The organism is Acidimicrobiales bacterium (assembly GCA_035547835.1).
Lineage (GTDB): Bacteria > Actinomycetota > Acidimicrobiia > Acidimicrobiales > Iamiaceae > DASZTW01.
This window is the reverse complement of the sequence record DASZTW010000005.1, coordinates 451,723-475,383: the sequence shown is the minus strand read 5'-3', so window position 1 is coordinate 475,383 and position 23,661 is coordinate 451,723. Positions and strand designations below refer to the sequence as shown.

Genomic DNA, 23,661 nt, shown 5'->3' with positions numbered 1-23,661 from the left:
GCTGGCGTGATGCGAAACGACGGCCGTGCCCCCGACCAGCTCCGACCGCTCGGCTTCGAGCGTGACTTCACCGATCAGACCCCCGGATCGGTGTTGGTCAGCTTCGGGCGCACCCGCGTGCTGTGCACCGCTTCGATCGACCTCGACGTACCCCGTTGGATGCGTGGACGCGGTCAGGGGTGGGTGACCGCCGAGTACGCGATGTTGCCGGGCGCGTCGTCGGAGCGCATCCGGCGCGAGGTCAAAGACGGCAAGCCGTCGGGTCGCACGCAGGAGATCCAACGACTCATCGCGCGCTCGCTGCGGGCGGTGTGCGACATGACCTTGCTCGGCGAACGGCAGGTCATCGTGGACTGCGACGTGTTGCAGGCGGACGGCGGCACCCGCACTGCGGCCATCTCCGGCGGCTATGTGGCCCTCCACGACGCGCTGTCGCGACTCGTGCAGCGCGGCGACCTTGCCGAGCACCCGCTGACCGATCGGCTCGCCGCGGTGTCGGTCGGCATCGTCGAAGGCACCGCGGTGCTCGACTTGCCGTACGAGGAGGACTCCCGGGCCGAGGTCGACATGAACGTGGTGATGACCGGCGCCGGCCGTTACGTCGAGGTCCAAGGCACGGCCGAAGGCATGGCCTTCACCCGTGGCGAGCTCGATGACCTCCTGAGCTTGGCGCAGGCCGGCATCGGCGAGATCGTGGCCGCGCAGTCGGCCGTGCTGGCGCAAGCGCCGGCGTGATCGACGGAGCCTGAGCGGCGAGCGGAACGATGCCAGATCGTGCCTTGGCGCGTTTCGTCCTGGCGACCGCCAACGCGCACAAAGCGCGTGAGCTGGCCGAGATCCTGGGCGACGACGTGGTGTTGTTGCCGCGTCCGCCGGACGTGGCCGAGGTCGACGAGACGGCCTCGACGCTGGAAGGCAACGCCCGCCTCAAGGCCCAGGCCCTTGTCGCGGCCACTGGGGAGGCGGCGATCGCGGACGACACCGGGCTCGAGGTCGATGCGCTGGGCGGTCGTCCGGGCGTCCATTCGGCCCGGTACGCAGGGTCCGACAGCGACGCGGTGGCCAACGTCGCCAAGCTGCTCGACGAACTGCGGGCCGCCGATGCCGCATCGCCCGCCGAACGCGCGGCCCGGTTCCGTACCGTGATCGTGGCCTTGTGGCCCGATGGGCGCGAGGTCGTGGTCGAAGGAGTCGTGGACGGGTCGATCGCGGAGCAGCCGCGCGGCGCAGGCGGCTTTGGGTATGACCCGGTGTTCGTGCCGGATGGCGATGGCGGCCTGACGTTCGCCGAGCTGAGCGCCGAAGCCAAGCACGCCATCAGCCACCGCGGGCGCGCCGCCCGTGCATTGGCCGCCGAGCTTGCCGTGCCTGCCGGTCGCCCTCCGGAGCATCCGTAGGATCGGGTCCGTCGCCGACGTAGCCCAACCGGCAGAGGCACGCGGTTTAGGTCCGCGCCAGTGAGGGTTCGACTCCCTCCGTCGGCACCGTTCTTCTGCCCCCGTGTGGGGGGAAATCACCCACTTGGTGTAGAAACTCTCCCCAAAGCGAGGCGCGGCCAACGGGCGGCAGGTGCCGAGTGGGAGACGAGATGACAGGGGTGAGTGGGCGAGCAGGCACGCGGCTGACGGTCGTGGTGTTCCTGCTTTTGGCGGTGGCGGTGGGTTTGTCGACCGCCGCGCGCCCGTCCTCCGCATCCACCCGCCAGACGTGTGACCCCACGTACGGCTGCACGACGACCTCGACACCGACCACCCGGCTGACGGTGCACTGCACCGCGACGTTCAGCGGCAGCCCGGGGAGCCCCCAGACCGCCGTGGTCGACGGCGTGCCGCCGGGGGCCGACGCATCGATCGTGTTCAACGGCGTCACGTACGGCACCGGTGTGGCCGACCCGCACGGCCACGTCGTCCTCCACTTCCAGCTCCCCGCGGGCAAGACCGGCACGTACCAGGTCGTGGTGGCGGGCGCGGACTTCAGTGCCGCGTGCGACCCGTTCGTGGACGCCGCGGTCAGCGCGTCGGTCGCCACGAGCCCGTCAGGGTTGCTCGCCCACACCGGTCTCGGCATCGGGCTGTTGGTGCTGGCGGCCCTGCTGTTGGTGTTGGCGGGCTGGGCGTTGCGGCGCAGCCGCACGACCTCGTAGTCCCAACCGGCGGCCGCGCGGGATGGCTCGAAAGCCCCGCTAGCCTGCCGGGCCATGGGTACACCGCCGCTGATCCGGCCGACCGACCAATTCCCGATGACCGACCCGACGTCGGAGATCTACCACCGGCTCGTCCAGGAGCGAATCCTGTTCCTCGGGTCCGAGGTGAACGACACGATCGCCAACCTCCTGTCGGCGCAGCTCGTGTACCTCGCCGGTCAGGATCCTGACCGCGACATCTGGCTCTACATCAACTCGCCCGGCGGGTCGGTGACGGCCGGCATGGCGATCTACGACACGATGCAGTTCGTGACTCCCGACGTCGGAACGGTGTGCCTGGGGCTCGGCGCCTCGATGGGCCAGTTCTTGTTGTGTGCCGGCGCGAAGGGGAAGCGCTACGCCCTCCCGCACGCGCGGATCATGATGCACCAGCCCTCCGGCGGCTTTCAGGGTCAAGCGGCCGACATCGCCATCCAGGCCGAGCAGATGGCCTACACGAAGAAGCTGCTCAACGAGCGCATCGCCCAGCACACCGGTCAGACCGTCGAACAGATCGAGGCCGACTCCGATCGCGACCGATGGTTCACGGCCGAGCAGGCCAAGGACTACGGGATCGTCGACCGCGTGGTCACCCACCAGGGTGAGATGACGGGCGGATCGACGAGCTGACGATCGAGCGCACCTCGTCCATCGCTTCGCGGAGTCCGGCGATCCACTCGGTGCGCGCTTCGGTCCCGGCCACGAACAGGAGCGCCGCGCCGGCAACCTCCTTGCCTGTCGTCGCCTCGAGCGCGACGGCGTACGTCGCCAGCTGGAGGCGGTAGCGGGCCACCAACCCATCGGCGTCGTGGCCTGCGAGCCGGTCGGTCTTGTAGTCGACGATCACGAGGCGACCGCCGTCGTCTTCGTACAGCAAGTCGACGAACCCTTCGGCTACGACCTCGTCTCGGGGAGCGACGCCGCCGAGCGGTGCGGCCACGTAGAGCTCGCGCCAGTGCCGGTGGGCGACCGCGGTGGCCACCACGTCCGACGCGATGGCGGCGCGGACCATGCGGGCGATGCCGGTCGCGTGGTCGGCCACCCGCTCGTTGTCGGCGTGGCGGATCGCGAGCTCCTCGACGTTCGACGGGTCGGCCAAGTCGATCGTCTGGAGCACCGCGTGGACGGCGCGGCCGATGGCGGTTCCGGCACGGCCGAGGCGCTGGACCGGCGAGCCCAGCGGTGCCTCGGCTTCGTCGTCGACGTGCGCGACGGCAGTTGCGGCGACGACGGGCGCGCGCCGGGTGCGGGTGAGCAACTCAGCTCTGGCGTCGACCCAAGCGGCTTGCTCGGCCCGCCAGCGGTCGACTTCGTCCCCCGCGGTGCCGGGGGTGCGGCTGGCCGGCGGTGTCGCGGGCTCGCCGCCGTCGCCGGTTGCGACGCCGTTGTCCGGCCCGGGTGCGGGGTCGGCACCCTCGAGGACCTCCGCGAGCGTCTGGCCGGGGTCGGCCTGGCGCCAGGCCTCCTCGAGCATGTCGGCGTCGGTGGTCGTGCGGCTCGGGCGGTGCAATGACAGCACGAGGTGGTCGCGGGCGCGTGTGGTGGCCACGTACAACAAGCGAGCGCGTTCGAGTTTCGCCAGCTCCTTGTCGGCGTCGCTCGCCTCCGCGAAGCCGTCCATCGGGAACGGCGCGCCGAGCCGCGCGCGGAAGTGGTCGCCCTCCCACACGACTTGGGTGGCCGCGCTCGTCGACGGCGCGACGTTCAGACCGCACACCACCGTGACCGGGAACTCGAGGCCTTTGGCGCCGTGGATGGTCATGATCCGGATCGCCTGGTGGTCGCTCTCGGGCAGCGCGGGCTCGCGGACCCGGGCGTGGTCAGATGCTTGGAGCTCCGCCCACTGGAGGAACCGCCGCAACGTGGCATCGGGCCGCTCGTCGAAGGCCCTCGCCTGCTCGAGGACGAACCGGAGGCGACGCCAGTGGTCGCGGGCCTTGTCGTCGGCGAGCGCCAACTCGAAGAACGGGAGATCGTGGGTGACCCGGTCCGCGAGGTCGGACACGCCCCGGAACCAGTGGCCGCGGGCGAGCGCTCTGAGCTGTGCCATGGCGCGGGCGACGGGGTGATCGGCGTCGACACCCGCCGGGTCCGGCGCGTGCAGCCGCCACCGACCGCGTGCTTCGTGCCAGTCGAGCAGGTCCTGGTCGGAGCACGCGAGGACTGAGGTGCGGAGCGCGCCGACGACGTCGATCTCCGAACCCGGCTGGTCGATCGCCCGGAGCACGGCCAGCAAGTCGCGCACGACCTGCGTACCCCACACCAGCGACGCGCTCTCGACCCGGTACGGCAGACCCGCAGCGACGAACGCAGCTTCCAGGTGGGGGAGCGCGCTGCGGCTCGGGATCAGCACCGCCACGTCGGACCGGTCGGCCGGGCGGCGCTCGCCGTCTTGGCCGGCGACGGGCCAGGACCCGATCGCGCCAGAGATGATCGTCGCGACGTCGGCGGCTTCCTGGGTGCGGACTTCGGCCGTCTTCACGCCCTCGTGCTGCTCGCCGACGACGTGTACCCGGGGACCGTCGGCGGTCGGCTGGCGGAACGCGTCCAGCGCCTGGTGGGGCGCCTGACCGTGCTGGTCGACGAGCAGGTGCTCGAAGATCTCGTTCACCCACTCGATCACGCCTGGCACCGAGCGGAAGTTGGTGGTGAGCCGCACCTCGTCGGCCTCGAACGTGTCCAGGATCCGCATGAACGCGGTGACGTCGGCCCGCCGGAACCGGTAGATCGACTGCTTAGCGTCGCCCACGAAGAACAACCGCCCCGGCTGCAGCTCGAGGGACTCGATCGGATCGCTCGACGGGTTGCCCGACGCCGGGTCGGCGGCGAGCCGCACCGCGATCTCGAGCTGCAGGGGATCGGTGTCTTGGAACTCGTCGATCAACAGGTGGGTCCAGCGGGCGGCGAGCTGGTCGCGCACTTCGGGGTGCTGGCGAAGCAGGTCGCGCGCCTGGACCAACAAGTCGTGGAACACCAATCGCCCGTTGGTGAGGCGCGCCGCTGCGGACTCGTGCGTGAAGCGGCGGACTTCCTCGATGAAGACCGTGGCCAAGTGCGTGCGGGTGGCAGCGAGCAGCTCGTTCCATGTGGCAGCGGCGGCCTTCATCGCCGAGGCGACGACGTCCTTGCCCTCTTTGCCGCCCCAGGCTGTCTGGCCGCCACCGTCGGTCCTGGGTGGACCGGCCGTGAGCACCGCCAGCACGGCGGGCTCGTCGTCGCCGGCTTCGGCCAGGCGTGCCCGCGCCGACGCGAACGACCCTTCGCCGGTGAGCCTCACCAGCAAGTTGTCGGTCGGATCGGTGCAGTGGCCGGCGTGCGCCAGCGCGGCGTCGATCGCGGCGATCAGCGGCGCGGGGTCGAGGCTCGGCGCCGGTGGGATCGTGAGCGGTTGGGTGGGAAGCCGATCGCGGTGGTCGTGCAGCGCCTCGGCGAGCTCCTCCAGACGTTCGAGCTTGAAGTCGAGCGCGAAGGCCCGCATCCACAGCGGTTCGAGATCGGGACGGGCGAGGAGCTCGTCGAGGAACACGCCAAAGCGGTCGTGCAGCTCCATCGTGGACTCGATTTCGTCGAGCACCTCGAACGCCGGCGGGAGCCCCGCCTCGATGGGGTACTGGCTCAACATCCGCTGCGCGAACGCGTGCAACGTGCAGATGGCCGCGTCGTCGAGGTCGTGCACGGTGCCGGGCGCCACCTTGCCCTCCCGCTCGTCGGCCACCAGCCGGTGGCGGAGGCGGCCGCGCAGCTCGGCGGCCGCCGCGTCGGTGAACGTGATGGCCGCGATGTTGCGCAGCGGCGTGTCGTTCGCGACGAGCTGCGCCACCCGGCCCACCAGCGCGCTGGTCTTGCCGGTACCGGCCCCTGCCGTGACGAAGACCGTGCGATCGAGCTGCTCGCGGATGTCGTCGCGCGCTCGTTGGTCGACCGGTGCCGGGGAGATCGGGGCGGTCACGGCTCGGCCCCGTCGGCGCGTGCGCCGGTGGTGAGCTCGACGTACGTCTCGAGCGCCGGGTCACTCGAGCTGCGCTCCCACTGCCCGCCGCGGCCGGTGGGGCAGATCTTGTCGAACTCGCACCAGTGGCAGTTGCGGTGTTCGTCGTGCCAGTAGTCGTAGGCCCCCGGATGACCGGGGAAGCGGCCGGCGCGGATGCCGTCGACGATCACATCGACCGTGTCGGTGAAGATGCGGTCGATCTCGGGGGTGAGGTCGTAGCCCCTCGTGACGAACTTCGCCCCGTCGGTGATGAACCAGTAGTGGGCGCTCACCCGCGTGTCCGGCGTGCCGAAGCGCTCACGTGCGGCTCGCGCGTAGAGGGGGAGTTGGAGGAGCTGCCCCTCCTTCACCGGCGCCTTTTCGAGATTCGCGTAGTCCGAAGCCTTGCCGGTCTTGTAGTCGGCCACCACGAGCGCGCCGTCCGTGGTGCGTGCCACGCGGTCGACCGATCCGGCGAACTTGATGGGTCCTTGGGTGGGGAGGTCGATCACCAACGGCGGTTCGTCGTCGCGCCCGAAGGTCATCTCGACGGCCAAGGGCTGGTTGCCGGCGGGCATTGCACCCTTGCGGTCGACGTGGGCGACGTGGAGCAGCTCGCGGCGCATGGTGCGCTTGCGTGACGCCCATTGCAGCGGCCGGCCGGTGATGCCGAGCTCCTCTGCCTCCGCGAACGCCTCATCGGCGATGGTCATGAGGTGCTCGTCGGTGTCGGCGCCCGGCACGCCGTCGATCCGGTCGCGGACCCACCGCTCGAGCACGAGGTGGACGAGCGATCCGCGCTCGAGGGGGCTGATGTCGTCGATGGCCTCAGGACGGTCGATCTGGCGCAAGCCCAACACCCGCGAGAACAGGTACTGCCGGGGACAGCGGGCATAGGTCTGGAGGCTCGTGGCCGACTGGGTGCGCGCTTCGGCGAGCAACTCGGTGCCCGCTGGATCGAGGCGGCCGTCGAATTCGGAGAACCCACCAAGCGCGCGTGCCTGCTCCGCACCGAACGCGGCGCGCAGCAACGGGTCGGCGAGCACGGCTGGACCGAGCACCGCACCGGTACCTCCGTGCCACAGCTCCGCGAGCCGACGGTCGCCGGCATCGGCGGGCGACGGGAAGTGGGCGAGCCCGTCGGCGAACGACGCCACGTGCCGGATGGCCGGATGCTCGATCGACCCTTCGATCAGCGCTTCGCCGCTCACCGGTTCGCCGGCCAGCGCGCCGGCGAGGTCGACCACCCACCGCGACGGCAGGTACGCCGCGCTGGCCCGCAAGTCGCCCCGCGGCCATGTGACCACCCGTTGGTCGGCGGTGGCGAGCGCCAGGGCGAAGTCGCGTTGCTGGTCGTCGGCCGTGCCCCCGAGCGGCGGGAGGCCGGCGCGCTCGCGGCCCAGGTCGCCGAGCAGCGGGTCGACCGCGGTCCCGCGAGGGAGCAGGCCTTCGGCCGCGCCGACCACGATCACTGCGTCGGCGCACAGGCCGGCCATCGAGAGGATCGACCCGAGATACACACCGTCGCCGAACGTGCCGGTGCGGCCCGCAGGCACGTCGAGCTGCGCGGCAAGGGCCGCGGCAAAGCGGGCGGGGTCGATGCGGGCGCCGGGCTCGATGGCGTCGAGCGCGGCGAGCTGGTCGACCACTTCGAGAACGTGCTCGTACGCGTCGACCTGGTCGTCGGCCCAATGACCACGCGGCGCGCGGGGCCGCAAGTAGGTGCGGAGCGCGTCGGTGGCCCACGCCGACCACGCCGGCCAGGGCTGCGTGACCGCGCCGCCGACAACTTCGGCGAGCTGCTGCACGAACGTCTGCAACGCCAGGTCGGCGTCGACCCGAGGGTCGTGGTGGTCGGGGTCGGTCGCCTCCTCGAGGCGGTCGATGCGGTGCTGCAGCCGCGTCTGCCACTGGTCGAGCCCTCCGAGGACGCCCGCGCGGCGCGACTCGACGTCCCACAACGACCGGGGCGGCGCCTCGCCCGTGGCCGGGTCGACGATCGGCGCGCTGACCAGCCACTGGAACACGTGGTCGCGCGACAAGTCGTCGGCCGCCAGCTCCAACAGGCCCTGCAGCGCCAGGCCGGCGGGTGTCTGCGCCAAGGTGCGCACGGCCGGACCGTGGTGGGGGATGCCCGCCCGCTCGAGGTGTTGGTGCACCAACCGGGCGTAGCGCTGACCCGGGTGCAGGACCGCGATGCGATGCAACGGAACGCCCTGTTCGGCCAACGCCGCCACGGCGCGGGCAGAGTGGCGCGCTTCGTCGTCGGGGTCGGAGAGCGACACGATGGTCGTGCCCTCCGCCAGCTCGTCGAGGGGCGGCGGCGCCAGCGTGAGGACGGTGGCATCGGGTGTGGCGGTCACCAGCGCCGCGATCGCGGGGTCGGACAGGTCGGGCGAGAACCAGATCAGCTCGCCGAGCTCGGTGGCCGCGCCGCCACCCTTTCGCAACGTGGCGGCGGCCCGTGCCGCGAGCGCCGCGTCGTCGGCCCAGCCCACCAGTCGCTCATCGACCCGGGCGTACAGCTCGGCGAGGGCTCGGCCGCGGGTGCCCGCCTTCGCCAGGCCGTCCCGGGCAGCCGGGCCGTGGCGGCGCACTTCCTCGTAGCCCTGCGCGACGCGCTCGATCGTGGCGGGGTGTGACGCCGCCGAACCCAAGTGACCCGGATGCATCGCCAGCACCTGCCGCACGGCTTCGCGCAGGACGGGTGGGCGCAGTCGACGCTGGTTGCCCAATCCCTCGACCAGCAGCTCCACCAGGCGGTCGACGATCTCGAACCGCACGTTCACGATGCCGGCGGTCCCGCCCACGCGGCCGCTCGCCAGCTCACGCCGGAGCGCCAGCGCGCTGCGTCGCGACGGCGTGACCACCGTGACCGGTGCCAGCGGGTCGCCCGCCTGCGCGGCCCGGACCCGCTCGGCGAGGGCCGCGACAGCTGCCGGACCCGCCGGCACGGTGATCGAACCCATCACGGCGAGCGTAGGCCCACGGTGTGACAGGCTCGGGCGGGCACACGAGGAGACGGGCATGGCGGAGACGGGGTCCGGGCTACCGGGTCAGGCTCGGCGACTTGCTGGTGTGCCAGGGCGGCGCAGGCATCGGCAGGGATCGCCTCCCCCGGCCGCGCCCGCGGGCGCCCTCTGCTGAATTTCTTGGAGTTTCTCGTCGGTTCACGCCTAGCGGATCACTTTCACTGTCACACCCCCTCTTTAGGCTGATCGAACAGCGTTCGATCAGCCCCCGGAGGTGCAGCAATGCCCACCCAAGCAACCGTCGCTTCCCCACCACCCTCCGCACCAGATGCCTCGTTACCAGGCCGCGCCCGCGGGCGCGCCGCCGACCTCGAGCCCAAACAGCTCGGCGCCGAGATCATCGGGCTCACCAGCCACCTCGCCGCCGGCACCTACGAACTGTTGGTGCTCATCGGCGAGCTCGATGCTCGCGGCAGCTGGGCCGCCTGGGGCGCCCTGTCATGCGCCGCATGGCTCGCCGAAGCCTGCGACATCGACCCCTCCACCGCCCGCCGCCAACTCGGAGTCGCCAAGGCCATGCGCTGCCACCCACTCCTCGATGAGGCCATGCGTGACGGCGACGTGTCGTATGCGAAGGCGCGCGTGCTCGTCGCGCACCTCACCGCCGACAACGCGTCGGCATTGGTCGAGATCGCCGCCCGCACGCCAGCAGCGCACCTCGGCAAAGCCATCGCCGCGTGGGCGCAACGCAACGAAGACCCCGCCGTGATCGCCGCGCGGCAACACGACGAGCGGTGCGTGAGCTGGCGCACCGACCCCGACGGGATGATCACCATCACCGCACGGCTCACGCCCGAGGCCGCCGGCAACATGATCGCCGTGGTCGACCAGGCGGTGATGGCCGACCGTGCGCCCGCGGGCGCGTCGCTCGGCCAACAACGAGCCGACGCCCTGGTGGGTGCCGTCACCAACGGCGGCGGCAACGTCGACACCGAAGTCGTCATCCACGTGCGGCCCGACGGCAACACCCTCGCCGACGGCACCCCACTCGCCGACCACGCCGTCACGAAGACGCTGCCAACTGCCTTCGTGTCGCTGCTCGTGCACGACATGGAGGGCATGCCGATCGACGCCAGCCCTCGCCGTCGCCACCCGTCGCGGCGACAGCGCCGCGTCATCGACGAACGCCAGACCGAATGCCAACACCCCGGCTGCACGGCACACGACTTCTTGCAATACGACCACATCCGGCCCTACGGGCCCGACGGCCTGACCGTGCTGCACAACCTCCAACGCCTGTGCGGCCCCCACAACCGCGCGAAAGGTGCCGTCCGGACGCCGTCGAACGCGAGAAGTACGTCGTGAGCCGGTGGCCTGCCCGTTGAGATGGGCCGGCGGGGCAGCAGTAGCGTGGGTGAGATGAGCGGGTGGCAGACGGCGCTGGCGGGCCAGCGTCTCTTGGTGACGGGCTTCGGGCTGACCGGCGGCGGGATCTACGACATCGCCGACGGCGTGGTGCAGCCGATCGACGACTTGTCGACGGTGGGACTCGACATCGGCGGCGGGCGGTTGTGGCGGCTGCTGCGTGCGCCGGGCGAGTACACGGGGTCGTGCGAGATCTTGAGCTACGACCCGACCGGTGTGCGGTCCTATGTGCGTCTCGACGGCGTACGCGACCCGCACGACATCCGGATCTTCGACAATGCCGTCCACCTCACGTCGAGCTGGTACAACGCGGTGCTCCGGCTCACCTCCGACGGCGACCCCTCGCTCGTGTGGCGGGGGTCGACCGTGCCCGACGCGTGGCACCCGAACTCACTGACGGTCGTCGACGGCCAGCTGCACGTGTGCGCGTTCGGCCGCTTCGACCGGCACAAGGCGTGGCGCAGCGACCAGCACCGTGGCAAGGGCGTGGTCGTCAACCTGGCCACTGGCGCCGACGTGCTCGCCAACCTCGACGCGCCGCACGATCCGCGGTTCGTCGACGGCCGCTGGTACGTGTGCGAGTCGTCGGTGGGGATGCTGACCGAGCTGTCGCCGGCCGGTGAACGGCTGCGTCAGCTCCCGATCGGCCACTACGCGCGGGGGCTCGCGATCGTCGACGGTTGGGCGTTCGTGGGCGTGAGCGCGCACCGTGAGACCGACGAGCGGCGGGCCGAAGTGGTCGTGGTCGACCTGGCCGCGGGTGAGGAGGTCGACCGGCTCACACTGCCGTGCCTCGAGATCTACGAGATCCTGCCGACGCCACCCGAGCTGGTGGTCGGGCTGTGGCGCGGCTTCGCGACCAACCCGTCGCGCACGACCGAGCAGCACTTGCGTGCCACCCGGGGGGCTGACCGTCAGCCGGCGCCCGACGACCGCCAGATCGCGCTGGCCGCACCGGCCGAAGCGGCCGCGGTCGCGGCGGCGGGCGAAGCGCACCCGCCCGAGTCGCTCGACGGTGAAGTCCGTGCACAGCCGCCGGAGACGTTCGTCGCCGGCACGATGCAAGTGCTTCCTGTGCAGGTCACCAACCGGTGCCCGTTCCCGCTGACCACGGTGCCGCCGAACGTGATCGGCGTGGCGGCGCGGTGGTACCCGGTCGATGCAGACGGTCAAGAAGGCGACCCCGAAGTCGGGCCGCTCGCCGCCTTCCCGGTGCGGATCGACCCGGGACGAACCGGCACGGTAGAGGTCGTGCTGAACGCGCCCGCGGCCGGTCGCTACCGCTTGTCGTTGGCGCTGCAGCAAGTGCGGCTCACCTGGTTCGGCTTCCGCACCGACGCGTACGTCGACGTCGTCGAACAAGTACCCGCCCCGGCCGAAGCGCCGGCGTCACCGCCGAGGCTGCACGTCGTTCACGACGACGAGGTGGCCAACGAGCCGGCGACCGACGCGGCCATCGACTCGGCTGCTGAGGCCGTCAGCCGCGAGTAGCGGCCGCTCGCCCGATCGAGGATCCACACCGGCGCGCCGCGCCGGGCGGGCACCACGCCCGCGGCCTGAAGGGGTTGGTGACGCAGCCGGAACCAGGTCGTGGTGGGGATCGCCCGCACCACCCGCACGATGTCGGGGCGTTCGTGGTCGGGACGTGAGCCGAGCGCGGCCGACAGGGTGGCCGGGTCGAGCGAGGCACCTGGCCGCAAGGTGACCGCCACCGCGGCGAGGCCCGGCAGGCCGTACGCGCAGGCCAAGTCGACGGCGGGGACGCCGGCCATCGCCCGCTCGATCGGGCGCGGCCCGAACGTCCCGTACGGCGTGCGGATCATCTCGTTGGCGGCGCCGACGAGCCAGAAGTCGCCGTCGCGGTCCACCTCGAACAAGTCGCCGGTGAGCAGCCAGGCGTCGTCGCGGCCGAACACCCCGCGGAGCGGGACGGCGTTGCTGGTGGCCGCTTCGGCGTCGGCGCGGGCGAGGAGCATGCCGACCTCGCCGGGTCGGCACGGCACCGCGAAGCCGTCGTCGGCCTCGACGAGGCGGCCGGCCTCGAGGTCGTACTTGGCCACCCGGACCAGGGCGCTGCCCGGCAGCCGTCGCCCTTTCGAGCCGGGCTTGTCGCCCCCGACGTTGACGAGCACGGCTCGACCTTCCGTCGAGGCGTAGAACTCGAGGACCTTGGCGGGCGCGAAGCGGTCGAGGATCCGTTGCCACAAGCCGAGCGGCATGCCGGACCCCATGAACAGTCGCACCGGGTGGTGACGTTCGAGCGGCGACACCGGCGCGGCGAGCAGCTCGTGCGTGAGGGTCCACGTGTAGGAGACCACGGTGACGCCGTAGCGGCGGACCTCGTTCCAGAACGTCTCGGGCTCGAAGCGGGTGGCGAGGGCGAGGCGGGCGCCGCCGGCCACCGCGCCCCCGATGCTGGTGAGGAGGGTCGACGGGTGATGGATCGGCGTCACGCCGTAGACGGTGTCGGCATCGGACAAGTTGGCCGCCGACGCGGTACCGAACGCCGACAAGGCCCAGCGACGGTTGGTGATCCGATTGGGCCGAGTCGACGCCCCCGAGCCGGTGAAGCAGATGTACGCGAGGTCGCGACCGCGGCCGGGGTTCGGTCGATACCACGACGGCACCCGAACTTCGTCGGGGTCGATGCGCTCCATGTCGGTGAGGCCGAAGCCGAGCTCTCGTGGCTCGCCGCCACCACCGAGGACGAGCGGCGTGATGTGGCTGATCTCGCGGGCCAGCACCACGTGCTCCGGGTCGGTGATCAGCCGGCTGATGCTGCCGAGCTCGGCCTCGCGCACGGGCGAGCCATCGGGGCGCAAGAGCACTGCCACTGCGCCGAGCCGGCTGAGCGCAGCGAGCACGGCAACGGCGCTGGGACGGGTGTCCATCAGGATCCCGACGTGCTCGCCTTGGCGCACCCCGACGGAGATCAGGCCGCGGACGATGTTGTCGATCCGTCGCTTGGCGTCGCGGTACGTGTGGCCGCGCCCCTCGAACAAGAAGAAGGTCGCGTCGGGTGCCGTACCGGCCTGTTCGTCGAGCAGCGAGCCGAGCGACACCCGTGACTGTGGGCCGACCCGTTCGAGGCGTGCCACGCGGGGGAGCGACTGGGCGAGGTCGTGGCGGAGCTCGTCGATCGACCGACCGGCACGTCGGATGGTGCGGGTGGTGTTGCGCACCGCCAGCGAACCGAGGGCTGCTGCGAGCGACACTGTGTCGGTGACCGGGTTGCCGGCGCCCGACCCGGTGAGATCGACTTCCTCGAGCGGCTTGATGTCGGGTTGCGGGCCGTCGCCGTCGCGCCAATGCAGCCAACCCGCGACGACCGGCCAGGTCTGTTCGACCGCCTGGGTGCCGACCACCAACCCGAAGTGACCGGTCGGGAGCGATCGCTCCCAGATCTCGGCGCGTGGCACGGCCTGGCGGACCGCTCGCACCACGTCGGGCGAGGCGATCTCGTCGCGGTCGCCGACGAAGCACAGCACGGGGCAGACGATGTCGGCCAAGGTGGCGCTGCGCCCCTCGATCACGAAGCCGCCGGACAGCATCCGGTTGTGGGCCACCATCTGCAGCGCCAGCTCGGCCAAGGCGGGACCGGGCCAGGCCACCCAGCCCTCCCGCATGAGAAACCTGCGCTGCTCCTCGCGCGGGCTGTCGACGTCGCGGTGGCGCAGGTCGCGGACGTAGGCGACCCGCTGGCGGATCGCTTTGACCGGGTCGAGGAGCCGGAAGCCCGTGCGGCTCGCCCACGCCGGCAGGTACAAGCTGGCCGGGACATGGTCGGCGAGGAACCCGATCGCGTCGCTGGCCAGCTCACCGGGGATCCCGAACGGCAACATGCCGAGCGTGTCGACCGGGCTGCCGAACGTGACAAGGCTGGCGATGCCCTTGCCCCGTCGGTAGGCGGCGGTCTGGTAGCAGAACATGCCGCCTTGCGAGTAGCCACCCATGTGGGGGTCGACGCCGCGGATGTCGCGGATCCGGTCGAGCGCGTCGTCGATCGCCAGCACGTGGTCGGTGAGCGTGCGTTCGAGGCCGCCGACCTCGTGCTCGGGTGCGCCGAAGTCGATGACCCACGGGTCGATGCCCGCTCCCGCGAGGAGTCGGACCGCGCTGGTGGCATGGCTGACGTCCCACACCTCGGCGCTCAACATCATCGGCGGCACGAGCAAGATCGCCGGGGGTGCTCCGCCGGCTGGCGCTGCGGCGCCGGCGGCGAGGTAGCGACGGAGGCGGTAGATCTCGCCCCGGTGCACCACCTCGTAGGGGGTCACGCGTCGGTCACCTTCGAGAAGTCGGGTTCGCGCTTGTCGAGGAACGCCGCGATCGCTTCCTGGTTGGCGGGTCCGCCGAGCAGTTCGGCGAAGGCGGCGTTCTCGGCATCGGTGGCCCGCGCGACCAGCGCGTCACGCTCGGTCCGCATCAGCCGTTTCGTGGTCACCAGCGACACCAGGGGAAGTGCGGCCATGGTGCGTGCGGCCGCGAGGGCGGTGTCGAGCAGCGCGTCGTCGGCCACCTTGGCCAGCGCGAAGCCGGCCGTCACGGCTTCGTCGGCTGACAGCCACGCGCCGGTCAGCAGCGTGTGGGCGGCGGCCTGCCAGCCCATGACCATCGGGAACAGCGCGCTGCTGGCGGCTTCGGGTGACACGCCGAGCGCGGCGAACGGTGTGCGGAACCGGGCCGACTCGGCCACGTACACGAGGTCGCAGTGGGGGAGCATGGTGAACCCGATGCCCACGGCGATCCCGTTGACGGCCGCGATGAGGGGTTTCGGGAACGACGTGAGCGCGGCGGCGAGGTACGGGAAGCCGGAGCCGGCTGCCGCGCCGTCGTCGCCGGCGATCTGACCGAGCTCGGCGATGTCCTGGCCGGCGCAGAACGCGCGGCCGTTGCCGGTGATGACCACCACGGAGGTGCCGGGGTCACGTGCGGCGTCGTTCAGCGCGTCGCCCGTGGCCCGGTACAGCTCGCCGTTCATGGCGTTGAGCGCGTCGGGGCGGTCGAGCGTCACCAGGCGGACCCGGTCCTGGTCGTCGATCTGGATCACTCTTGTCAGCTTTGCGCGGATTCGGCCGTCATGCGCAGTTCCGCCACGGCGTGTTCGAGGCCCTGGTCGTCGCGGAACAGGGCGCTGCCCGCCACCAAGACGTTGGCACCCGCTGCGACTGCGCCGGCGACCGTGCTCGTGCTGATGCCGCCGTCGACCTCCACGTCGACGTCGAGCCCGCGCCCGACCACCATCGCGCGCACTTCGGCGATCTTGGACTCCATGGTCGCCAGGTACGACTGGCCACCGAAACCCGGGTTGACGGTCATCACCAGCACCATCTCCACCAGATCGAGGACGTCGGCCACCATCACGGCGGGGGTCGACGGGTTGAGCGCCACGGCTGCCCGGGCGCCGAGATCGTGGACGTGGCCGAGTGCACGGTGGAGATGGACGGTCGACTCGACGTGGAGGATGAGCAGGCGGCATCCGGCGTCGACGTAGCGCGATGCGAGCTCTTGTGGTTCTTGCACCATCAAATGGGCCTCGAACGGCACGTCGACATGGCGACGGCAGGCCGCGATCACGTCGGGTCCGACGGTGAGGTTGGGCACGAAGCGGCCGTCCATGACGTCCCACTGGATCCGGTCGACGCCGGCGGCCTCGAGGCGTCGGCACTCCTCGCCGAGCGCAGCGAAGTCGGCCGGGAGGACGGACGGGACGATCTCGACGGGCCGGGCCGGAGCCGTGGCAGGTGGCGGTGGAGTCACCCCCGCATCCTGCCTGATCGCGCCGGCCTCGTGGATAGTCTCGGCCAATGCCTCGACCGCCCGCCGCTGAGTTGGCGCGCGGCGTCGAGGTCACGCCGTCGCGGGTGGTGGCCGGGGGCGACGCCTTGGCACGCGATCGCGACGGGAAGGTGATGCTGGTCGAAGGGGCGCTCCCGGGGGAGCGGGTGCGAGCGCAGGTGCTGGCCGAGCACCGCTCCTGGTCGCAGGCGGTCGTGGTCGACGTGCTCGAGCCGTCCGACGCGCGTCGCGAGCCCCCGTGCCGGTATGTGGCCGCGGGCTGCGGCGGGTGCACCTGGCAGCACATCGAGCCGGCGGCACAACGGCTCCTCAAGCGCCAGATCGTCGCCGACGCGCTGCGCCGTCAGGGTCGTCTGCGCGACCTCGCCGACGACGACCCGCGGCTGATCGACGGTCCCGTCCTGGACGTGACCGGCCACCGCACCACGGTGCGGGCCGCAGTCGTCGGAAAGAGGCCGGGGTTCCGGCGCCCGGCCAGCCACGAGGTCCTGCCGGTCGACGCCTGCTTGGTCGCCCACCCGGCCATGGCGGACTTGTTCGACGCGCGGTACCCCGGCGTCGACGAGGTGACGTTCCGTGTCGGGGCGCGCACCGGTGAACGGCTCGTGCTCGCAGCGCCGAGCGCTGCGGGCCTGGACCTGCCGGGCGACGTCGTGGTGGTCGGAGCCGATGAGCTCGCCGAGGGTCGGCGCGCCTGGTTCCACGAGGAGGCGGCCGGGCGGCGGTGGCGCATCTCGGCGGCCTCGTTCTTCCAGACCCGACCCGACGGCGCCGACGCGCTGGTCGCCGCCGTGGCGGCCGCCGTCGAGCGGTGGGCGCCGGCGGCGTCGACGCTGGTCGACTTGTGCGCAGGCGTCGGCCTGTTCGCCGGTGGGCTGGCGACCGCGCTGCCCGACCGGCCGTGGCGGGTCATCGCGGTCGAGCAGCACGCGCCGGCCGTGTCCGACGCGAGGCACAACTTGGCCGATCTCGACGTGCGTGTGGTGCGCGCGGCGATCGACCAGTGGCACCCTGCACCGGCCGACATCGTGGTCGCCGACCCACCTCGCACCGGCCTCGGCCGCCGGGCGGTGCAGGCGGTGGCGGGCACCGGCGCGGCGTTGGTGGTGTTGGTCAGCTGTGACCCGGCGTCGCTCGGTCGGGACACCGCGCTGTTGGGACAGGCGGGCTATCAACACCAGCAGACCGAGCTGATCGAGCTGTTCCCGCAGACCTGGCATGTCGAGGCGGTCAGCTCGTTCACGGCGCCGCGCGGCAGGGGAGCGGCCGCCTCGTGAACTTCGCCGCGCTGGGCGCGACGTTCGTCGTCATCTTCGCCGCCGAGCTGCCCGACAAGACGATGTTCGCGTCGTTGGTGTTGGGGACCCGGTTTCGTCCCCGCGACGTGTTCCTCGGCGCCGCGGGCGCGTTCGCCTGCCATGTGGTCCTCGCGGTGGCGGTGGGACAGGCGTTCACGCTGTTGCCTCGGCGCGCCGTCGACATCGTGGTCGCGGTGCTGTTCCTCGGCGGCGGACTGCTGTTGCTGCTGGGCAGAGAGGAGGCCGCGGCGCGCGAGGGCGCCGCGGCCGGCGCGGGCGGGACGACCACCGGCGGAGCGGCGACCCAAGTCGCCACACCGTCGCCCCGGGTGATCGCCACCGCGTTCTCGGTGGTGCTCCTCGCGGAGTTCGGTGACCTCACCCAGATCACCACCGCCAACTTGGCGGCTCGCTACCACGACCCGATCGCCGTGGGCCTCGGCGCGCTGCTCGGGCTGTGGGCGGTGGCGGGGATCGCCGTGCTCGGCGGTCGGGCGCTGCTGCGGGTCGTGCCCCTCGAGCTGGTGCGGCGCGTCGCAGGGGTCTTGATGATCGGTCTGGCGGTCTGGACGGCGGTCGAGGCGATTCGCGCCTGATCGTCGGGTCGGGAAAATCCCTTCGGGGTGGATCGGCGTACGTGGGAGGTGACCCGCGATCGGAGGAGGCCGACCATGAGGACCGCACCAAGGAGCAAGGGCGTCGCGCACGAAGGGATCACCGCGCGCCGCGTGGCGCTGATCCTGCTGGGCGCGCTGGCGGCACTCGTGCTGGCCGGCGCCTGCAGCTCAGCGAAGTCGTCGAAGGCCGCGACGGCCGGCACCGGAGGGACCTCGGGCTCGTCGACCACCGCGGCGACCGGGAGCTCGGCTGCCAGCGGCGCCGGCGTCTTCAAGGTGAAGGTCAACGACCAGTTCGGCCAGATCCTGGCCGACGCGCACGGCCTCACCTTGTACACGTTCACCAACGGCGCCGCGCCCGCTTCGTGTGACGCGTCGTGCCTCGCGGTGTGGCCCGCCGCCACCGTGCCGGCCACCACGTCGGCCAGCGCGACGGCCGGCGTGAACGGGCTCGGCACCACCATGGGCCCGAATGGTGCGACCGTGCTCGACTTCGAGGGCAAGCCGCTGTACACGTTCGTGCGGGACAAGGACGCAGGGGATGCCTACGGCGACGGACTCAACACCTTCGGCGGCACGTGGCACGTCGTGAAGGTGCCCGCAGGTGCGACCGCGAACGGCGGCGCGACCTCGTCGAGCGCGGCCACCACGACGACCGCGGCGAGCGGCGGTGCCGGGGGTTACTGACCCGACTAGAACGTGTTTCAACTACGGTGACCTCGTGACGCTCCACGACATGGTCTCCAACGGCGATCTCCTCGTCGCCGCCTTGAACCGCAACCCCGACAAGCCTGCGGTCTACCTGGGCGACGAGGTGCTCACCGGTGCGCAAGTGGCCGCCGAGGTCAGCCGCTACGCCCAAGCGATGGCTTCGCTCGGGATAGGGCAGGGGAGCCCCACCGCGGTGCTCGCCCTCAACCGGCCCGAAGTGCTGTTCAACATGGGTGCCGGCATGGTGCTCGGGGCGCGGGGCACGCCGTTGCACCCGATGGGGTCGCTCGACGACCACGTCTACATCCTCACCGACGCCGGCACGGAGACGTTGGTCGTCGACACCACCATCTTCGGCGAGCGAGCCGCCGAGCTCGCCAAGGCGCTCCCGTCGCTGCGGATCCTCACGTTCGACCCGTCGGACCTCGGCGAGTCACTGCCGGCGCTGGCGGCCGGGTTCGAGCCGCAACCGTTGGTGGCGGCCCGCGTCGACCCCGACGACGTCGGCAGCCTGGCGTACACCGGTGGCACCACCGGCAAGCCAAAGGGCGTGATGATGCCGCCGCGCAGCAGCGTCACGATGACCCAGATCCAGCTCGCCGAGTGGGATTGGCCCGACGAGCCCCGTTTCCTGATCGCCACCCCGCTCAGCCATGCCGGCGCCGCGTTCTTCATCCCGACGCTGCTCAAAGGCGGCTCGATCGTGGTGATCCCGTGGTTCGATCCCGAGCTCGTGCTCGAGACGATCGAGAAGTTCCGGATCACGGCCACGATGGTCGTGCCCACGATGCTGTACGTGCTGCTCGACCATCCCGGGTTCGCCGACGCCGACCTGTCGAGCCTCGAGACCGTGTACTACGGCGCCGCGGCCATGTCGCCCACGCGGCTCACGGAGGCGATCGAGAAGATGGGGCCGATCTTCGTGCAGTTCTACGGCCAAGCCGAGTGCCCGATGGCGATCTGCGTGATGAACCGCGCCGACCACGACCTGTCGAGGCCCGAACGGCTGGCGTCGTGCGGGCGGCCGGCGCCATGGGTGCGTGTCCGGCTGCTCGACGACGACGGGAACGAGGTCCCGAAGGGCCAGCCCGGCGAGATCTGTGTGCAGGGCCCCCTCGTGATGCTCGGCTACTGGAACAAGCCGGAGCAGACGGCCGAGGCGTTCGCCGGCGGGTGGCTGCACACGGGCGACATCGCCCGCGAGGACGACGACGGGTTCTTCTACATCGTCGACCGCAAGAAGGACATGATCGTGACCGGTGGGTTCAACGTGTTCCCCCGCGAGGTCGAGGACGTGATCGGCGAGCACCCATCGGTCGCGCAAGTCGCGGTCATCGGCGTGCCCGACGAACGTTGGGGCGAGACGGTCAAGGCAGTGGTGGTGGCGCGTCCTGGCGCGACGGTGGAAGTCGACGAGCTCATCGCGCTGGTGAAGGACCGCAAGGGCAGCCACGTGGCCCCCAAGTCGGTCGACGTGGTCGACGACATCCCGGTCAGCGCCCTCGGCAAGCCCGACAAGAAGGCCCTGCGCGAGCGCTACTGGGCCGGCGCGGCCCGCCAGGTCAACTGACGAGCCGCAAGCCCCGCCGCCCGCCGTTGCCCTCAGCTGATGGTGCGGGCCCGGGCCGGCGCCGGCGGGAGATCCGGCTCTCCCGGCGACCGGATCCCCACCCGGTTCGGGTGGTGGAGGGCGGGCGGAGGTCAGCGGTCAGCAGATGACGAGCTCGTGGGCGGCACGCGACGCAGCGAGGTACACCTGCGCGGGGTCCATGTCGGTGGTGTCGACGACGACCGCGTCGTACTCGACGCCCTTGTGCACCCACACCTCGTCCGCACGGATCACCGCCACGTTCTCCCACCGGTCGCGCAGCTCGGCCTCGGCGGAGATCGGATCGGGCGCGACGCGCACCGGGCGCCCCGTCGGACGGATGCCGAGCAGCTCGACCGCCTCGATGCCGTGGGCGCGGGCGTGCTCGTTGAGCCACCCGGCGATCTCGGCCGACATGCGGTAGGCCGTCGCCATGACCGCGGGCCGCACGTCGACAAGGGCGGCGGCCCGGGTGAGCCCGATGCCGTTGGGGTTGGATCGCTGGGCGTCGTCGCCCACCAGGGTCAGACCCGACGAGCGCCGCATCACGGCGCGCAGCTGCAACAGGGAGAGGTCCTGCGCCTCGTCGACGATCACGTGTCCGTACGTGGCGGGCACCCCCTCGAACCGGGCCAGGATCTCGTCGGCCAGCGCGCCGTCGGGGAACGCCACCGCCGCGGCTCGGTGGCCGGCCGGCGCCAGCCATGCGTCGACGAGGTCGGGGTCGGCACCCAGGTCGGTGAGGGTGCGACGGTTGCGGAGCTGCTTCATGGCTTGGCGGGCGCTCATCGACGGCCACACTTCAGCGGCCGCCCTGCTGGCCTCGCCGACCGTCGCGTCGCAGCGGTGGGCGAGGCGCGACACGAACACCTTGCGCCGGTCGCGCCATGACATCGGTCGGGCGCGCAGCCGTTCGACGAGCTCGACGACCTCGTCCTCGCCGACGCGGCGCATCCCGACCCGAACCCGACCCGGCCGGTACAGCGAGGCCTCGAAGCGGTCGAGCAGATCGAGCCAACGCTCGTCGCTGCCCGCAGGCGTCGACGGCCCGAGCAGCCGGTCGAACGTGGTCTGGGTGATGCGAGCCTCGCCGAGGGTGGGCAGCACTGCGGCCACGAAGCGCAAGAACTTGTCGCTCGGGCCCACCACCAGGATCCGCCCCGCGGTGAGCCGGGTGTCGTTGTAGACGAGCCAGGCCGCCCGGTGGAGGCCGACCACGGTCTTGCCCGTACCCGGCCCGCCCCGGAGGACGAGCCGTTCGGTGGGGTCGAGGCGGACCAGGTCGTCCTGTTCCGACTGGAGCGTGGCCACCGCAGTGCGCATCTCGGTGCCGCGACTGCGCGCCAACTCGTGGAGCAGGGGGGAGGAGCCGGACACTTCCCCCGTGGCGAAGTCCTCGACGAAGAGGTCGTCGATGCAGCCGACGTATGTGACGCGGCGGTCGAGCCCCAGCGGCTCGGTCATGCGGGCCTGGTAGAAGGCCGATGCGAACGGCGCCCGCCAGTCGATCACCAGCTGGTCGCCGCCTTCGTCGATGCCGTACAGGCCGATGCGCCAGGTCTGGCCGTCGTCGACGCGCCCGAAGGTGACCAGTTCTCGCTGGTACGTCTCGATCGTGCCCCTGACCACGGCGTCGATGTACTCGTCGGCCAGCGCGTCGGCGCCACCGCCGGAGATGCGGGCGAACCGTTCCAGCTTGTCGCGCGTCGCCGAGCGCGCGCGTTCGAGCGCGGCCCGTTCGGCGGCCAGGGCGACGGGAGCGTCGCGGCGCGGTGAAGGAGGAAGGTCGCTCATCGGTGGGGACCTGACCGGCGGCGGTGGCAGGAGGGGGGTGACGACGGTAGCGCCGTGCTGGAGGGATTGCCCAGCGACTTACCGAACCGAGCACCGGATGGCCCGCGACCCCGACCCGACTGTGCCTGCGCCGCGGCGCGGGCCGCAGCCCCGGCACGGCGACTGGTCCGAGGGCCGCCGGGCGGGCGACCGCACTACCATTGACCCCGTGGCCGACCCTGCCGCCCCTGCTGACGCTGACGGAGCCGACGGTGACCTCGTCCGGGTGTCGGCGGCGAGCGGGCGGCGGTTCCGTTCACACCGGGTCCTGTATCCCGCCGCCATGCTCGCGGCGACCGGCGTGGCGATCTGGATCACGATCCACCTGGTGGGCGACGTCAGCCGTTCGATCACCGCGATGGCCGGGTTCCATGCCGGTTGGCTGGGTGTCGCCGGCGCCGTCGAGGTGGCCGGCCTCGCCTTCGCGGGGGAGGCGCTGTGGCGCCTGCAGGGCCGACCCACCGTGATCGGCCGGACCGCCGCGCAGGCCGCGTCGCTCGTCAACTTGAGCCTCGGCGCGATCATGCCGGCCGCACCTGTCGAAGGGTTCACGTTGTCGTTCTTCGAGCTCCGTCGGCGCGGCCTGCCCAAGCGCCGGGCGAGCATCGCCTTGGCGTGGGGCCAGTGGCTGCAAGCACGTGGGTTCGTCCTGTTGGGCGCGGCCAGCGCGATCGCCGCCGTCGCGTTCGGCGAGCTGACCGGTCGCCTGGCCACCATTGCCTGGATCGGGGTGGCGGGCGGTGGGCTGTTCCTGGTCGGCACCTGGCTGTTGACGAGCCACCCCCGGCCGCTGGCGGCCGTCGGTGCGTTCGCGGTGCGGGTCTTGCCGGCCCGGGCTCATCCCGAGCAGGTCCGCGAGGCCGTGCTCCGCTTCCACCGCGAGGCTCACGACCTGCTCGGACGCGGCGCCCGCCGTCACGTGTCGTGGCTGTTCCTCACGGTCGGACCGTTCGCCATGGGTGTCTCGTTGTGGGCGATCCTCGAAGCGGCCGGTCGGCCGATCAGCATCGAGGAGGCGCTGCTCGCCGCGGCGCTCACGATCGTGGCGTCGTGGGTGCCGTTGGTGCCCGGCGGCATCGGGGTTGCCGAGTCCGCCCTCACGCTGGTGCTGCACCACTTCGGCGTCCCGCTGGCCGACGGCCTGGCGGTCGCGTTGGTGTGGCGGGGGATCACGTTGGTGGGCCCGGCCGCCACGGGGGTGGTGGCCCTCGCCGGCCTGCGCTTCCGTCGCGTCCACCACCCGGTCCCGACCACCTGATCCCACGT

17 protein-coding genes and 1 tRNA gene are annotated in these 23,661 nt (G+C 71.7%); 12 read left to right on the top strand and 6 right to left on the bottom strand.

Annotation, left to right across the window (positions count from 1 at the left end):
• Positions 1–9: 9 nt before the first annotated feature.
• The 5 genes from rph to VHA73_04520 all read left to right on the top strand — a co-directional run bounded on the left by rph (position 10) and on the right by VHA73_04520 (position 2,812).
• The gene (gene rph, locus VHA73_04540) at positions 10–735 is read left to right on the top strand and encodes a ribonuclease PH (GenBank protein HVX17279.1); all 726 of its coding nucleotides are present in this window, start codon (positions 10–12) and stop codon (positions 733–735) included.
• Positions 736–764: 29 nt separating this feature from the next.
• On the top strand, positions 765–1,397 hold the full coding sequence (rdgB, locus tag VHA73_04535) for an RdgB/HAM1 family non-canonical purine NTP pyrophosphatase (protein ID HVX17278.1): 633 nt from the start codon (positions 765–767) through the stop codon (positions 1,395–1,397).
• A 13-nt stretch (positions 1,398–1,410) separates the two neighbouring features.
• Positions 1,411–1,484 (top strand) — tRNA-Leu (locus tag VHA73_04530).
• A gap of 113 nt (positions 1,485–1,597) precedes the next feature.
• Complete coding sequence (locus VHA73_04525; protein HVX17277.1) at positions 1,598–2,143, top strand: hypothetical protein; 546 nt, start codon at positions 1,598–1,600, stop codon at positions 2,141–2,143.
• Between the two features lie 54 nt (positions 2,144–2,197).
• Positions 2,198–2,812, top strand: a complete 615-nt coding sequence (locus VHA73_04520; protein ID HVX17276.1) for an ATP-dependent Clp protease proteolytic subunit — start codon at positions 2,198–2,200, stop codon at positions 2,810–2,812.
• On the opposite strand, the gene VHA73_04515 is transcribed toward VHA73_04520, so the two are convergent.
• Positions 2,772–6,131 (bottom strand): UvrD-helicase domain-containing protein, encoded by a 3,360-nt coding sequence (locus tag VHA73_04515; protein HVX17275.1) that lies wholly within the window; start codon positions 6,129–6,131, stop codon positions 2,772–2,774. The two genes, VHA73_04520 and VHA73_04515, sit on opposite strands and share 41 nt — an antisense overlap.
• On the bottom strand, positions 6,128–9,121 hold the full coding sequence (locus VHA73_04510) for a PD-(D/E)XK nuclease family protein (GenBank protein ID HVX17274.1): 2,994 nt from the start codon (positions 9,119–9,121) through the stop codon (positions 6,128–6,130). Before VHA73_04510 ends, VHA73_04515 begins: the two co-directional genes overlap by 4 nt.
• 285 nt (positions 9,122–9,406) lie before the next feature.
• On the opposite strand from VHA73_04510, the gene VHA73_04505 reads away from it, so the two are divergent.
• Both VHA73_04505 and VHA73_04500 read left to right on the top strand, forming a co-directional pair.
• On the top strand, positions 9,407–10,489 hold the full coding sequence (locus tag VHA73_04505) for a DUF222 domain-containing protein (protein ID HVX17273.1): 1,083 nt from the start codon (positions 9,407–9,409) through the stop codon (positions 10,487–10,489).
• A gap of 54 nt (positions 10,490–10,543) precedes the next feature.
• A complete protein-coding gene (locus VHA73_04500) occupies positions 10,544–12,040 on the top strand; it encodes a DUF4915 domain-containing protein (GenBank protein HVX17272.1) in 1,497 nt (498 codons plus the stop codon).
• Here VHA73_04500 and VHA73_04495 read toward each other — a convergent pair.
• The 3 genes from VHA73_04495 to rpe are packed head-to-tail and all read right to left on the bottom strand — an operon-like array spanning position 11,962 to position 16,309.
• Entirely contained in the window at positions 11,962–14,826 is a 2,865-nt protein-coding gene (locus tag VHA73_04495; protein HVX17271.1) for an AMP-binding protein, read from the bottom strand. The two genes, VHA73_04500 and VHA73_04495, sit on opposite strands and share 79 nt — an antisense overlap.
• The gene (locus VHA73_04490) at positions 14,823–15,599 is read right to left on the bottom strand and encodes an enoyl-CoA hydratase-related protein (GenBank protein HVX17270.1); all 777 of its coding nucleotides are present in this window, start codon (positions 15,597–15,599) and stop codon (positions 14,823–14,825) included. The genes VHA73_04495 and VHA73_04490 overlap by 4 nt, the downstream gene beginning before the upstream one ends.
• A gap of 5 nt (positions 15,600–15,604) precedes the next feature.
• On the bottom strand, positions 15,605–16,309 hold the full coding sequence (gene rpe / locus VHA73_04485) for a ribulose-phosphate 3-epimerase (protein ID HVX17269.1): 705 nt from the start codon (positions 16,307–16,309) through the stop codon (positions 15,605–15,607).
• A gap of 47 nt (positions 16,310–16,356) precedes the next feature.
• Here rpe and VHA73_04480 point away from each other — a divergent pair, with 47 nt between their 5' ends.
• The 4 genes from VHA73_04480 to VHA73_04465 all read left to right on the top strand — a co-directional run bounded on the left by VHA73_04480 (position 16,357) and on the right by VHA73_04465 (position 20,544).
• Positions 16,357–17,625: a hypothetical protein gene (locus VHA73_04480; GenBank protein HVX17268.1), complete on the top strand. Its 1,269-nt coding sequence runs from the start codon at positions 16,357–16,359 to the stop codon at positions 17,623–17,625.
• Complete coding sequence (locus VHA73_04475) at positions 17,622–18,242, top strand: TMEM165/GDT1 family protein (protein HVX17267.1); 621 nt, start codon at positions 17,622–17,624, stop codon at positions 18,240–18,242. The genes VHA73_04480 and VHA73_04475 overlap by 4 nt, the downstream gene beginning before the upstream one ends.
• 75 nt (positions 18,243–18,317) lie before the next feature.
• Positions 18,318–18,950 carry a hypothetical protein gene (locus VHA73_04470; protein HVX17266.1) on the top strand — a complete coding sequence of 211 codons (633 nt, stop codon included), beginning with the start codon at positions 18,318–18,320 and terminating at the stop codon, positions 18,948–18,950.
• A gap of 34 nt (positions 18,951–18,984) precedes the next feature.
• Entirely contained in the window at positions 18,985–20,544 is a 1,560-nt protein-coding gene (locus VHA73_04465; GenBank protein HVX17265.1) for an AMP-binding protein, read from the top strand.
• Between the two features lie 138 nt (positions 20,545–20,682).
• Here the strand turns inward: VHA73_04465 and VHA73_04460 are convergent, their stop codons facing one another.
• Positions 20,683–22,356 carry an AAA family ATPase gene (locus VHA73_04460; protein ID HVX17264.1) on the bottom strand — a complete coding sequence of 558 codons (1,674 nt, stop codon included), beginning with the start codon at positions 22,354–22,356 and terminating at the stop codon, positions 20,683–20,685.
• A 208-nt stretch (positions 22,357–22,564) separates the two neighbouring features.
• Between VHA73_04460 and VHA73_04455 the strand changes: the two genes are divergently transcribed.
• Positions 22,565–23,653 (top strand): lysylphosphatidylglycerol synthase transmembrane domain-containing protein, encoded by a 1,089-nt coding sequence (locus VHA73_04455; GenBank protein HVX17263.1) that lies wholly within the window; start codon positions 22,565–22,567, stop codon positions 23,651–23,653.
• Positions 23,654–23,661: the final 8 nt, after the last annotated feature.

Coding starts and splice junctions, on each gene's coding strand:
- VHA73_04500 (HVX17272.1), top strand. CDS start 10,544: ATGAGCGGGTGGCAGACGGCGCTGGCGGGCCAGCGTCTCTTGGTGACG.
- VHA73_04505 (HVX17273.1), top strand. CDS start 9,407: ATGCCCACCCAAGCAACCGTCGCTTCCCCACCACCCTCCGCACCAGAT.
- rph (HVX17279.1), top strand. CDS start 10: ATGCGAAACGACGGCCGTGCCCCCGACCAGCTCCGACCGCTCGGCTTC.
- VHA73_04520 (HVX17276.1), top strand. CDS start 2,198: ATGGGTACACCGCCGCTGATCCGGCCGACCGACCAATTCCCGATGACC.
- VHA73_04510 (HVX17274.1), bottom strand. CDS start 9,121: ATGGGTTCGATCACCGTGCCGGCGGGTCCGGCAGCTGTCGCGGCCCTC.
- rdgB (HVX17278.1), top strand. CDS start 765: ATGCCAGATCGTGCCTTGGCGCGTTTCGTCCTGGCGACCGCCAACGCG.
- VHA73_04480 (HVX17268.1), top strand. CDS start 16,357: ATGCCTCGACCGCCCGCCGCTGAGTTGGCGCGCGGCGTCGAGGTCACG.
- VHA73_04470 (HVX17266.1), top strand. CDS start 18,318: ATGAGGACCGCACCAAGGAGCAAGGGCGTCGCGCACGAAGGGATCACC.
- VHA73_04460 (HVX17264.1), bottom strand. CDS start 22,356: ATGAGCGACCTTCCTCCTTCACCGCGCCGCGACGCTCCCGTCGCCCTG.